The sequence below is a fragment of the Rhodococcoides corynebacterioides genome (genome assembly GCF_019834675.1).
GTDB lineage: Bacteria > Actinomycetota > Actinomycetes > Mycobacteriales > Mycobacteriaceae > Rhodococcoides > Rhodococcoides corynebacterioides_A.
The window spans coordinates 707,792-720,060 of record NZ_JABUBU010000001.1 but is presented as its reverse complement, the minus strand read 5'-3'; the positions used below and the strand labels follow the sequence as shown (position 1 = coordinate 720,060).

General features: G+C 70.2%; 9 protein-coding genes and 1 riboswitch. Of the genes, 5 read left to right on the top strand and 4 right to left on the bottom strand.

Annotation, left to right across the window (positions count from 1 at the left end; genetic code table 11):
- Both HQ603_RS03355 and HQ603_RS03350 read left to right on the top strand, forming a co-directional pair.
- A complete protein-coding gene (locus HQ603_RS03355; protein ID WP_222682895.1) occupies positions 1-885 on the top strand; it encodes a sugar phosphate isomerase/epimerase family protein in 885 nt (294 codons plus the stop codon).
- Positions 882-2,375, top strand: a complete 1,494-nt coding sequence (locus HQ603_RS03350) for a CoA-acylating methylmalonate-semialdehyde dehydrogenase (protein ID WP_222682894.1) — start codon at positions 882-884, stop codon at positions 2,373-2,375. The genes HQ603_RS03355 and HQ603_RS03350 overlap by 4 nt, the downstream gene beginning before the upstream one ends.
- Before the next feature lie 83 nt (positions 2,376-2,458).
- On the opposite strand, the gene HQ603_RS03345 is transcribed toward HQ603_RS03350, so the two are convergent.
- The gene (locus tag HQ603_RS03345; RefSeq protein ID WP_222682893.1) at positions 2,459-4,258 is read right to left on the bottom strand and encodes an HNH endonuclease signature motif containing protein; all 1,800 of its coding nucleotides are present in this window, start codon (positions 4,256-4,258) and stop codon (positions 2,459-2,461) included.
- Positions 4,259-4,390: 132 nt separating this feature from the next.
- On the opposite strand from HQ603_RS03345, the gene HQ603_RS03340 reads away from it, so the two are divergent.
- Complete coding sequence (locus HQ603_RS03340) at positions 4,391-5,746, top strand: D-alanyl-D-alanine carboxypeptidase family protein (protein ID WP_222682892.1); 1,356 nt, start codon at positions 4,391-4,393, stop codon at positions 5,744-5,746.
- Positions 5,747-5,789: 43 nt separating this feature from the next.
- Here HQ603_RS03340 and trpS read toward each other — a convergent pair whose 3' ends face one another.
- Genes trpS through HQ603_RS03325 form a run of 3 tightly spaced genes read right to left on the bottom strand, consistent with a single transcriptional unit; the run spans position 5,790 to position 8,851 of the window.
- The gene (gene trpS, locus HQ603_RS03335) at positions 5,790-6,827 is read right to left on the bottom strand and encodes a tryptophan--tRNA ligase (RefSeq protein ID WP_222682891.1); all 1,038 of its coding nucleotides are present in this window, start codon (positions 6,825-6,827) and stop codon (positions 5,790-5,792) included.
- 43 nt (positions 6,828-6,870) lie between these two features.
- Complete coding sequence (locus tag HQ603_RS03330) at positions 6,871-7,677, bottom strand: exodeoxyribonuclease III (RefSeq protein ID WP_222682890.1); 807 nt, start codon at positions 7,675-7,677, stop codon at positions 6,871-6,873.
- Between the two features lie 10 nt (positions 7,678-7,687).
- Positions 7,688-8,851, bottom strand: coding sequence for an MFS transporter (locus HQ603_RS03325; protein WP_222683253.1), 1,164 nt, complete (start codon positions 8,849-8,851; stop codon positions 7,688-7,690).
- Positions 8,852-9,250: 399 nt separating this feature from the next.
- Positions 9,251-9,379: riboswitch (SAM riboswitch) on the top strand.
- 245 nt (positions 9,380-9,624) lie between these two features.
- On the opposite strand from HQ603_RS03325, the gene HQ603_RS03320 reads away from it, so the two are divergent.
- Positions 9,625-10,974: a bifunctional o-acetylhomoserine/o-acetylserine sulfhydrylase gene (locus tag HQ603_RS03320; protein WP_222682889.1), complete on the top strand. Its 1,350-nt coding sequence runs from the start codon at positions 9,625-9,627 to the stop codon at positions 10,972-10,974.
- Positions 10,971-12,125, top strand: coding sequence for a homoserine O-acetyltransferase MetX (metX, locus tag HQ603_RS03315; protein ID WP_261773202.1), 1,155 nt, complete (start codon positions 10,971-10,973; stop codon positions 12,123-12,125). Before HQ603_RS03320 ends, metX begins: the two co-directional genes overlap by 4 nt.
- The last annotated feature ends 144 nt before the right edge of the window (positions 12,126-12,269 follow it).

Genomic DNA, 12,269 nt, shown 5'->3' with positions numbered 1-12,269 from the left:
ATGAAGGTCGCTCTCGATCCCACCCCGTTCCATCACGAGCACTCGCTGCTGGAGCTGCCGGGCGTCGTCGCCGAGCTGGGGTACGAGTGGCTGCAGCTCACCCCGCACGTCGACATGATCCCGTTCTTCAACCACCCCAAGGCGAACGACGATCTGGTCCGACGCTTCCGTCGGGCCTGCGACGACGCCGGCGTCGGCATCGCCTCGGTTCTGCCGGTCCTGCGGTGGTCCGGTCCCGACGAGGACGCCCGGGAAGCGGCGGTGCGGTACTGGAAGCGTGCCATCCAGATCACCGTGGACCTCGGGGTGCAGCGGATGAACACCGAGTTCAGCGGTCGACCCGAGAAGGCGGAGGAGTCCGAGCGCGCGTTCTACCGATCGATGGAGGAGCTGCTGCCCATCATCGAGCGCGAGGGTCTCGACGTCCTGATCGATCCGCATCCCGACGACTTCGTCGAGGACGGGCTGGCGGCGATGCGGGTGATCCGCGGGGTCAACTCGCCGAACCTGGGCATGGTGGTCGTCGCCTGCCACCAGTTCCACATGGGCGGCGACCTCGACCGCGTCTTCGACGAGGCCGGCGACATGATTCGCCTGGTCCACGTCGCGGACACCATGGACCACCACCGCTCGCACGGGCTCCGCTACATCACCAACCCGCCCGGCAATCCCGTTCGGGTGCACCAGCATCTGAAGATCGGCGACGGCGACGTCGATTGGAACCAGTTCTTCGGCGGCCTCGACCGCATCGGGTTCTACGACCGCGACACCGTCATGGTGTCCAGCGTCTTCGCCGAGAACGAGAACGCGCGGGACGTCTCCCGCTACCAGCTGCAGACGATGACCGACCACGTCGCGAAGTACGGAAAGCAGGAACAGTCATGAGCACCACCATCGGCCACTGGGTGGACGGCAAGCCGTTCGCCGGAACCTCCGACCGCACCGCCGAGGTCACCAACCCCGCGACCGGTGAGGTCACCGGGAACCTCGCGCTGGCCAACCTCGAGGATGCCCGCGCCGTCATCGACGCCGCCGCAGCCGCGTTCCCCGCGTGGCGCGACACCTCCCTGGCCAAGCGCACCGCGGTGCTCTTCGCCTTCCGCGAGCTGCTGAACGCCCGCAAGGGCGAACTCGCCGAGATCATCACCGCCGAACACGGCAAGGTCCTCTCCGACGCCCTCGGCGAGATCTCCCGTGGCCAGGAAGTCGTCGAATTCGCCTGCGGCATCGCCCATCTGCTCAAGGGCGGCTTCACCGAGAACGCCTCCACCAAGGTGGACGTCTTCTCCATCCGCCAGCCCCTCGGCCCCGTCGGCATCATCTCGCCGTTCAACTTCCCCGCCATGGTGCCGATGTGGTTCTTCCCCGTCGCCATCGCCGCCGGCAACACCGTGGTCCTCAAGCCCAGCGAGAAGGACCCCACCGCCAGCATCTGGCTCGCCGAGCTGTGGAAGGAAGCGGGCCTGCCCGACGGCGTCTTCAACGTCCTCCAAGGCGACAAGCTCGCCGTCGACGAACTGCTCGAGAACCGCGCGATCAAGTCGATCAGCTTCGTCGGCTCCACCCCCATCGCGCAGTACGTCTACGCCACCGGCACCGCCCACGGCAAGCGCGTCCAGGCCCTCGGCGGCGCGAAGAACCACGCCATCGTCCTGCCCGACGCCGACCTCGACCTGGCCGCCGACGCCATGGTCAACGCCGGCTTCGGCTCCGCCGGGGAACGCTGCATGGCCATCTCCGCCCTCGTCGCCGTCGGTGACATCGCCGACGACCTCGTCGCCAAGATCGTCGAGCGCACCACCCCGCTGCGCACCGGTGACGGCACCCGCGGCTCCGACATGGGACCGCTGGTGACCAAGGCGCACCGCGACAAGGTGGCCTCCTACGTCGACGCCGGCGAGAACGAGGGCGCCACCGTCGTCGTCGACGGCCGTGGTGTGCAGGCCGACGGCGACCCCAACGGGTTCTGGCTCGGACCGACGCTGCTCGACAACGTCACCCCGGAGATGAGCGTCTACACCGACGAGATTTTCGGACCCGTCCTGTCCGTCGTGCGCGTCGACACCTACGACGAGGCACTGCAGCTGATCAACGACAACCCCTACGGCAACGGCACCGCCATCTTCACCAACGACGGCGGCGCCGCCCGACGGTTCCAGAACGAGGTCGAGGTCGGCATGGTCGGCATCAACGTGCCGATCCCGGTGCCCATGGCGTACTACAGCTTCGGCGGCTGGAAGAACAGCCTCTTCGGCGACAGCCACGCCCACGGCACCGAAGGTGTTCACTTCTTCACCCGCGGCAAGGCCGTCACCTCCCGCTGGCTCGATCCCAGCCACGGCGGCATCAACCTCGGCTTCCCTCAGAACGACTGAGCCGCAGCACCACCCGCACAGCACGGCACCACCCTCAGCCGCACCTCGATCACGGGGTGCGGCTGTCGGCGTCGGTGGGTCCGTCAGAACGGGGGCGGTGCGTGGTCCGCCGCCTCGGCCGGGGTTGCGGGGAGTCCGAGGTTGCGGAGGCGGTTGCGGTTCCGTTCTTGTCGTCGGCGGGCGTGTTTCTGCTCGGTGCGGGGGGGTCGTCGGCGTTCGGTCAGGCCGGACGTTCGTGGTGGGGGTGGGTCGCCGAAGACGATCATGTCGAGTCCGGGGTGGGTGTCGTGGCCGGTGAACGCCGGCCCGAGGACGGTGCGTCCTTCGGGGATGGTGATGGTGCGGATGAGCCTGCTCGGGTCGGTGGGGTCGGGGTACTGGTCGTCGACGAAGTCGCCGAACGTTTTCAGTAGGTGGTGGAAGCGGCATTTGGCGCCGAGTCCGGTCGCGTCGGTGCGCCCGCCCTTCTCGGGGTGGGTGTGGTCGTATTCGGTGATGTGGTCGAGGTCGGCGTCCCACGCCGGCTTGTTGCAGCCGGGCCAGGTGCAGAACTGATCACGCGCCCGCACATAGGCATCGAGCGCCGCGGAGGGCCGGTAGGGGTCCGACGGTTGGGTTGCCGGGAGTGGGGTGTCGGTGCCGTCACCGAGTGGGCGGATCACCGAGCGCGGGTCGGTGGCGAGGCCGCGGACGTGGGCGCCGGAGATGATGCCGATGCCGGAGAGGAATCCGACGCCGTCGACGGTATCGAGACCGACGGGCTCCTCACATCCGCGCGGGTCCTCCGCAACAGAATCCGACGCAACGGGATCCGACGCAGACGGCTCCGGCGCCACCGACTCGGCCGTCTCCCCATTGACGGCGGGTTCGGGCTGAACCTCGGCGCCGGCATCGGCCTCGGGCAGAGGAGACGCAGGGGTCGACTCGGTGCTCGGTCGCGGCAGGTGCTGCGGCGATCTGCAGACCCGGTCGGTCTCGGGTGCGGGGACGGGGCCGGTGAGGGTGGTGGTGTCGGTGACCAGGTGGATCACGATCCGCGGCGCGGTCGCTGCGAACGTGCTGACGTCGACGCTCTTGTAGCGGCAGTCGGTGATGGGGCGGTCGCAGTCGCACCCGAACTCGGTTCGGGTGACCAACGCGTAGTGCGCATCCGATGCCCGCGCCGCCGTCGATCGGGTGTCCTTCGGGCACACCTGCCCTGCCAACCGCTGCACCGCGGCGGCGGCGAGGGCGGTGTCCTCGGCGGACCGGGTGTCCGTCACCGACGCCATCCCGTCCCGCCCGGTCTCCACGGTGAAATTGCGCTCCCGCGCCACCCTGGCGCGGTGTTCGCGGACGGCGTCCGGGTTACGGCGGTGCACCATCGTGTCGACCATCGTCTCCACCCGCTTCTTAGACCAGGTTCCGGGTCTACGCAACGCGGCGGCGATGTCGGCGTCGACGAGGGCGGCGTAGCACTGCCCCTCGATCAACTCCGTCCGGGAGACGATGGTGCGGATGTGGTGCGGGGTGACCACCCCGTCCCGCAGGCAGCGCGCGACCGTGGGGAGTCGATCCCGCAGCGCGACCGCATCGGTCAGCAGAGTGGACGCCGCCCACTGAGTGATCGACAGGGTGGTGGCGATCGAGGCGGCGCAGCGGGTGAACGCATCGAGCTCCCGGCGGTCCTCGTCCTCGAACGGCACCACCGACTCCGTGTGCATCTTCGCCGCGAGCTGGTACTTGAACCACTCCAGGTAGGACACCCCGGCCGTCGCGTGCACCAACGCGTCCAGTGCTTCCGCAGGCGGGAGGTCGGTGGTGGCAGGCAAGCCGAGCGCGGCGTGGTCCAGCGCAGCCCACGGCGTCACCGCGGTCCGTGTCCCCACCTGCACTGCAGCCATGTTGTCGACCCCCCAGTCGCTCGTATGTTCGAGTGTACCGCCACCCACCGACACAGTCCATGACACGCACGCACGAACTCGGACGGGACACCTCCCGCGGTCGCGCCGGGCCGCCACCTACGCTCGACGACGATGACCAGGTATCGACGGCTGGCGGCCGTACTCGCGGTCGGCGCGCTCACCGCGCTCGGCACCCCCGCTGCAGCACAACCCGCACCGGCACAGCCCCCGCCGACCACCACACCGTTCGCCACCCCGGACACGAACTCGTGCCCGCACCGCGAGACACCGCCGCCGGCGATCGACGCCTCCGAGGCCCCGGCCCCCGGGTCGAGCGCACCTGCGCCGGTGCCGGTTCCCGACGTTCCCGTCGGTGGCAACGACCTCGGCGACTGCGGCGTGATCCTGGCCGACGGTGCGCCGGCCGTCCCCGCCGACATCTCGGCCACCGCGTGGACCGTCTCGGACCTCGACACCGGTGCCGTCATCGCGGCGAAGGACCCCCACGGCCGCTATCGACCGGCCAGCACCATCAAGGTGCTCCTCGCGCTGGTGGCACTGGACTCGCTGAACCTCGACACGCGCGTGACCGCGACCGCGGAGGACGCCGAGACCGAGGGCAGCGCCGTCGGATTGGGCAAGGGCGGCGTGTACACCGTGCGGCAGCTGCTGCAGGGGCTGGTGATGGCGTCCGGGAACGACGCGGCTCACGCGCTCGCAGGGCAGCTCGGTGGCACCGCGCGTGCCGTCCAGGCCATGAACGATCGCGCCCGCGACCTGGGCGCCCTCGACACCCGCACCGCGACGCCGTCGGGCTTGGACGGGCCGGGCATGGCCAGCTCCGCGTACGACCTCGCCGTCATCTTCCGGGCCGCCATGGCGGACCCGCGGTTCGCCGAACTCGCTGCAGCCGAGGAGGTTCCGTTCCCCGGCTACCCGAAGGATCCGGCGAAGCCGGACAACCCGTCGCGTCCCGACCAGCCCGGCGCACCGGTGAACCCCGACCTGCCGCTCAACGAGGACCGCCCCGGGTTCACCCTGGCCAGCGACAACGCGCTGCTGTTCCGCTACCCCGGCACTCTCGGCGGGAAGAACGGTTACACCGACGACGCCCGGCAGACCTTCGTGGGCGCGGCCGAACGGGACGGGCGACGCCTGGTCGTGTCGTTGATGGCCGCCGACGTCCTGCCGATCCGTCCGTGGGAGCAGGCCGCCCGGCTGCTCGACTTCGGATTCGCCCAACCCGACGCGAGGGTCGGCACGCTGGCGCCCGACGACACCGTCGGCGACGACCGAGCCTCCGCGACCCCGTCGGCCACGACGGCTCCGTCCGCGGTCGCGCGGGCCGAGTCCGACGTCGACGCCGGAGGCGCCTATCCGGGCGTCGACGATTCCGCCGACGGCGCCGTCCGAATCGGGGTCGGGGTGGTCGGGGGCATCGTCGTCGTCGGCCTGATCCTGTTGGCGCGCAGGCTGTCTCGACGCTGATCGATCAGCGCCGTCCGGCGGCCTCGGGCGGCGTCGGGCAGGGTCAGCTTCTCGGGGGCAGGAATCCCACGCGGTCGTACACCTGCGCCAGCGTCGTCGCAGCGATCTCCCGAGCGCGCTCCGCGCCGTCGGCCAGAATCCGATCCAGTTCGGCCGGGTCTCCGACGTACTCGTCGAAGGCGCGGCGGACCGGTGCGACGAACTCCGCCACCGCCTCGGCTGTGTCCGACTTGAGGTCTCCGTAGCCCTTGCCGACGTACCCGTCGACCAGCGTCTGGACCGGAGTGCCGGTGAGCGCCGATTGGATCACCAGCAGGTTGCTGACGCCGGGCTTGCGTGCGACGTCGTACACGATCTCGCGTTCGGTGTCGGTCACGGCCGACCGGATGCGCTTGGCGGACACCGCCGGATCGTCGAGGATCTCGATGCGCCCGGCGGGTGTGGCTCCGGACTTGCTCATCTTGACGGTGGGTTCCTGCAGGTCGTAGATCTTCGCGATGCCGGTGACGATGTGCGCCTCCGGCACGACGAACGTCTTCTTGAACCGAGAGTTGAAGCGCTGCGCCAGATCTCGCGTGAGTTCGAGGTGCTGACGCTGGTCCTCGCCGACCGGCACCCGCTGCGGGCGATAGAGCAGGATGTCCGCCGCCTGCAGAATCGGATAGGTGAACAGGCCCACCGAGGTGTGGTCGCTCCCCTGCTTCGCCGACTTGTCCTTGAACTGCGTCATCCGGCCGGCTTCACCGAACCCGGTGAGGCAGTTCAGAACCCACGCAAGCTGCGCGTGCTCCGGCACGTGGGACTGCACGAACAGCGTGGACCGCGCGGGGTCGATGCCCACCGCGAGCAGCTGGGCCGCCGCACGGCGGGTGCGCGCGCGCAGGTCCTTCGGATCCTGGGGCACCGTGATGGCGTGCAGGTCCGGGATGAAGTAGAAGGCCTCGTACTCGTCCTGGAGGTCCACCCACTGGCGAACGGCGCCGAGGTAGTTGCCCAGATGGAACGAGTCCGCGGTGGGCTGGATGCCCGAGAGGACACGGTCCTTCCGGGCGGGGGCGTCGGTCCCGGGTGCGGTGCTCATGGTCTACAGATTCAATCAGACGGCCGCGTCGACCCCACGGGGGTCAGCGGTAGACGACCGTCACGGGCGCGTGGTCGGACCACCGGGCGTCGTAGGACTCCGCCCGCTCCACGGTCGCCTCCTTGGCGCGCTCGGCGAGTGCCGCGGTGCACATCTGGTAGTCGATGCGCCACCCGGCGTCGTTGTCGAAGGCCTTGCCGCGGTACGACCACCAGCTGTACGGGCCGTCGACGTCCGGATGCAGGGCGCGCACCACGTCGACCCACGCTCCGTCGTCACCGACGAGGGCGTCGAGCCACTCCCGCTCCGACGGCAGGAACCCCGACTTGGTGCGGTTGCCCTTCCAGTTCTTCAGATCCCGCTCGGTGTGGGCGATGTTCCAGTCCCCACCGACGATCACGTGCTCGCCCGACGCCGCCAGGTCGGCCAGGTGGTGTGCGAACGACGCCATGAACCGTTCCTTCACGTCCTGCCGTTCGGTGTTCACCTCGCCCGACGGGAGATACAGGCTGGCGACGGTCAGCGCCGGATCGACGTCGGTGGACGCGAACCGCGCCTCGAGGTATCGGCCGGACTCCGCGAACTCGTCGTCGAAGCCGATCCGGGACGACACGGACGGAACCCGGGAGAGGATCGCAACCCCGTTGCGGCCCTTCGCCGACGGCTCGGCCGAGACGATCGACCACGCGTCGGCGATGCCGTCGAGGCACGCGCGCAGCTCCGCGTCCGTCGCGCGCGTCTCCTGCAGGCAGACCACGTCGGCCGACGAGGTCGCGAGCCAGTCGAGCATGCCCTTGCGGACCGCGGCGCGAACGCCGTTGACGTTGACGGTGGTGACGGTGCGAGACACGACGGGCAGGCTAACGGGCCGCGACGGCGGCGTCGTGCGCCCGCCCCCGCTTCTCCACCGCGACGGACACGCCGAGCACGGCCAGTCCCGCCACGGCGAGACCCGCACCCACCGCGGCGGGCGCGGTGTACCCGAGCCCGGCGGAGATGACGGCGCCCCCCAGCGCCGCACCGAGGGCGTTGGCGAAGTTGAAGGCCGCGTGGTTCATCGACGCCGCCAGCGTCTGCGCGTCCGCCGCGACGTCCATCAGCCGTGTCTGCAGTCCCGGCACGATCGACGATCCCGCCGCAGCGATGAGGAACACCACGATCAGTGCGGACACCGGGTGCCGGGCAGCGATGACGAAACTCGCGAGGACCACGGCCACCGCCGTCATGGCGACGAACAGGCCACGGACGAGCATGCGGTCGGCCAGCCAACCCCCGACGTAGTTGCCCACGACCATGCCGAGTCCGTAGATCGCGAGGCCGAGGGGCACCGCGGCCTTGCTCAGACCGGTCACGTCGGTCAGCGTCGTCGCGATGTAGGTGTAGACGGCGAACATGCCGCCGAAGCCGACCATGCCCACCAGCAACGTCAGCAGCACCTGCGGGCGGCGGAACGCGCCGAGTTCGGTGCGGGCGTCGGTGGTCGGCAACGCGTCGAGCCTCGGCAGCCACACGGCGAGCGCCGCCACGGTCAGGGCGCCGATCACGGCGACGACGGCGAACGCGCTGCGCCACCCGATGGCCTGACCCATCCACGTGGCCGCGGGCACGCCCACGACGTTGGCCACCGACAGTCCCATCATCACCAGCGCGACCGACCGGGCCCGCTTGCCCGGCTCGGCCAGATGCGCGGCCACCAGCGCCGCGACGCCGAAGTAGGCCCCGTGCGGGAGGCCGGCGACGAACCGGGACGCCACCAACTCGTGGAAGCTCGGTGCGAAGACCGTGCCGATGTTGCCCGCGGTGAACGCCACCATCAGCGCGAGCAGCAGTAGCCGACGCGGCACACGGGCGGCGAGCGCCGCGATCACCGGCGCGCCCACCACGACACCCAGGGCGTACGCGGAGACCAGATGACCCGCCGTCGGCTCGGACACCGACATGCTCGTGGCCATCTCGGGGAGCAGCCCCATCGACACGAACTCGGTCGTCCCGATGCCGAACCCGCCGAGCGCGAGGGCCAGCATCGCCCCGGTGCGGCGGCGGCGCCGGAGGCGGGCGGCCTCGAGGTCGGCGTCGGTATGCGTGCCGGGAGCGGTGTCGGTATCGGTGTCGGTGTCGGGAGCGATGTCGAAGGCGACGGAGGGTGGTGTCACAGGTGCAGTCCTTCTCGACGCGGGTGGTCTCGATCGGTGTGCTCGCGCTCGATCGGTGGTGTCTTGATCGATTCAGTCGGGCACCACCGGATCGGATGGCGCACGGCTTCGGAGTTCTGCGCCGTCGGTCGGCGCACGAAGGGTCCAGTGTGCTCGCTCCCGACGGTCGTTCGCCAGCCGAACAACCGTGAGATGGCCCACCCGACGACGCGACACCCACCTGGGGTGCGCGCGTCGCCGTGCAGGCGTACCCGCTAGAATTCCGGGCAAGGTCATGAGCGCCAGCTGTCAGCCCCGGCTAGCTGGCCGGCAACCCTCCAACCGCGGTGGGGTGCCCCGGGTGATGACCGGGTTACTCGATCGTCGTCGACCGGCGACGATCGATGGCAAGCGCGGGTCCGTGTTCTCGGGCCCACCGACAAGGACCGGCCGCCGCCGGTCCACGACCGGCCACCGCGACACGGTGGCTTCTCGGAGGTACTCACATGTGTCGTAGCCCGCGATAGGCCCCGACCCTTCGTTTCCCACGAAATCGGTTCGCCTCTGCGGTCTGCACACGGTGTCCGGTTCACCCCTGCAGACGCAGCGCCTGCCGAGGTGAGCCGATTCACCCCACATGCCCTTCACGAGGAGCACGAGAACACATGACCGATCAGAACACCGACGCGACCGCCTCCGACGTCGTCGACGCCACCGGCGCCCCGGTCGAGGACCCGGCGCTGAACTGGAGCTTCGAGACCAAGCAGGTCCACGTCGGCCAGGTACCCGACGTCACCACCCGCGCGCGCGCACTGCCGATCTACCAGACCACGTCGTACACCTTCCAGAACACCGACCACGCCGCCGCGCTGTTCGGCCTGGCCGAGCCCGGCAACATCTACACGCGCATCATGAACCCGACGCAGGACGTCGTGGAGCAGCGCATCGCCTCGCTCGAGGGCGGCGTCGCGGCGTTGCTCGTCTCGTCGGGCCAGGCCGCGGAATCGCTCGCGATCCTCAACATCGCCGAGGCCGGTGACCACGTGGTCTCCAGCCCGCGCCTGTACGGCGGCACCTACAACCTCTTCCACTACACGCTGCCGAAGCTCGGGATCACGGTCTCGTTCGTCGAGGACCCGGACGATCCCGCCTCCTGGGAGCGCGAGGTCCGGCCGGAGACCAGGGCCTTCTACGGCGAGACCATCTCCAACCCGAAGAACGACATCTTCGACATCCCCGGTGTCTCCGAGGTCGCGCACCGGCACGGCATCCCGTTGATCGTCGACAACACCGTCGCGACGCCGTACCTGATCCAGCCGCTGAAGCACGGCGCGGACATCGTGGTGCACTCCGCCACCAAGTACCTCGGCGGACACGGCACGGCCATCGCCGGCGTGATCGTCGACGGCGGCACGTTCGACTGGACGCAGGGCCGGTTCGCGAACTTCACGACGCCCGACCCCAGCTACCACGGCGTCGTCTTCGCCGATCTGGGCGCGCCGGCCTACGCCCTCAAGGCCCGCGTGCAGTTGCTTCGCGATCTCGGCGCGGCCGTCTCGCCCTTCAACGCCTTCCTCATCGGCCAGGGCATCGAGACGCTGAGCCTGCGTCTCGAGCGCCACGTGCAGAACGCCACGGCCGTCGCGAAGTTCCTCGAGGGTCGCCCCGAGGTGACGTCGGTGGCCTACGCCGGACTGGAGTCCTCGCCCTGGTACGAGCGGGGACAGGCGCTCGCCCCGCGCGGCGCGGGGGCCATCGTGGCCTTCGAACTGGCGGGCGGGGTCGACGCGGGCAAGCGCTTCGTCGACGCCCTCGAGCTGCACAGCCACGTCGCCAACATCGGCGACGTGCGTTCCCTCGTCATCCACCCGGCGTCCACCACGCACTCGCAGCTGACCCCGGAGGAGCAGCTGGCCTCCGGTGTCACTCCCGGCCTGGTTCGGCTGGCCGTGGGCATCGAGGGACTCGACGACATCCTCGCCGATCTGGAGAAGGGTTTCCGGGCCGCCTCTTGACACTCGATGTTCGGTCTCCCGCTCGTCCGGCGGCGGCACTCCCGCCGCCGGACGGGCAGGTGGGCCACGTGTCCGTCGGCGACGTCGTCCTCGAGAGCGGGGCGGTCCTGCCCGACGTGGTCCTCGCCGTCCAGCGGTGGGGCGAGACGAACGCCGATCGCAGCAACGTCGTGCTCGTCGAACACGCCCTCACCGGCGACTCCCACGTCACCGGACCGGCCGGCGACGGGCACCTGTCGCCGGGGTGGTGGACCGGCATGGTCGGCCCCGGGGCACCCCTCGACACGGACCGCTGGTGCGTCGTCGCCACCAACGTCCTCGGCGGATGTGCGGGCAGCACCGGGCCGTCGTCCCCGCATCCCGACGGCGGGGTCTGGGGGTCGCGCTTCCCCGCGATCTCCATCCGCGACCAGGTGGCCGCGGAGCGACTCTTCGCCGACGCCGTGGGGATCGACCGCTTCGCCGCGGTGGTCGGCGGTTCGATGGGCGGCATGCGCACCCTCGAATGGGTGGTGGGCCACCCGGACCGCGTGGCGTCCGCGCTGGTCCTCGCCGTCGGTGCCCGCGCGTCGGCCGACCAGATCGGCACGCAGACCACCCAGATCGCCGCGATCACCGGTGACCCGAACTGGCACGGCGGCGATTACCTCGCCGCGGGAACTTCCCCCGACGCCGGCCTCGCCGTCGCGCGCCGCATCGCCCACCTGACGTACCGCACGGAGCACGAGCTCGACACCCGGTTCGGGAACGACTCGCAGGTGGGCGAGGACGCGCTGGGCGGCGGTCGTTACGCCGTCGCGAGCTACCTCGAACACCAGGCCGCCAAGCTCGTCCGCCGATTCGACGCCGGCAGCTACGCCGTCCTGTCCGAGGCGATGAACCGGCACGACGTCGGCCGTGGCCGCGGGGGAATCGACACGGCGCTGCGGTCGGTACGCGTTCCGATGGTGGTGGGCGGCGTCGACTCCGACCGTCTGTACCCGCTGCGTCAGCAACAGGAGATCGCCGATCTGGTGCCCACCTGCGAGGGACTGCGCATCATCTCCTCACGCGACGGGCACGACGGATTCCTCACCGAACCCGATGCCGTCGCCGCGCTGCTGATCGCCACCATGACGCTGGCGAGCGACGCGGTGTCCGACCGCTCCTGACGCCGACGGTCGCCGCACTCCCGGCATCGTCACGCCGTGAGCCCGTCGGTCTGTCACCCGTCACAGACCGTACTTCGAGACCGTCTCCTTGCCCCCTTTCCGATCCTTCGGTTTGTTAGCGTGCGAATCGCAGTGCGCCCGTCG

What these genes read in the sequence shown, in the direction of transcription:
- HQ603_RS03350 (WP_222682894.1), top strand. Translation starts at nt 882, where the DNA reads ATGAGCACCACCATCGGCCACTGGGTGGACGGCAAGCCGTTCGCCGGA.
- HQ603_RS03325 (WP_222683253.1), bottom strand. Translation starts at nt 8,851, where the DNA reads ATGCTGGCCCTCGCGCTCGGCGGGTTCGGCATCGGGACGACCGAGTTC.
- trpS (WP_222682891.1), bottom strand. Translation starts at nt 6,827, where the DNA reads ATGAGCACCGCACCCGGGACCGACGCCCCCGCCCGGAAGGACCGTGTC.
- HQ603_RS03345 (WP_222682893.1), bottom strand. Translation starts at nt 4,258, where the DNA reads ATGGCTGCAGTGCAGGTGGGGACACGGACCGCGGTGACGCCGTGGGCT.
- HQ603_RS03340 (WP_222682892.1), top strand. Translation starts at nt 4,391, where the DNA reads ATGACCAGGTATCGACGGCTGGCGGCCGTACTCGCGGTCGGCGCGCTC.
- HQ603_RS03355 (WP_222682895.1), top strand. Translation starts at nt 1, where the DNA reads ATGAAGGTCGCTCTCGATCCCACCCCGTTCCATCACGAGCACTCGCTG.
- HQ603_RS03320 (WP_222682889.1), top strand. Translation starts at nt 9,625, where the DNA reads ATGACCGATCAGAACACCGACGCGACCGCCTCCGACGTCGTCGACGCC.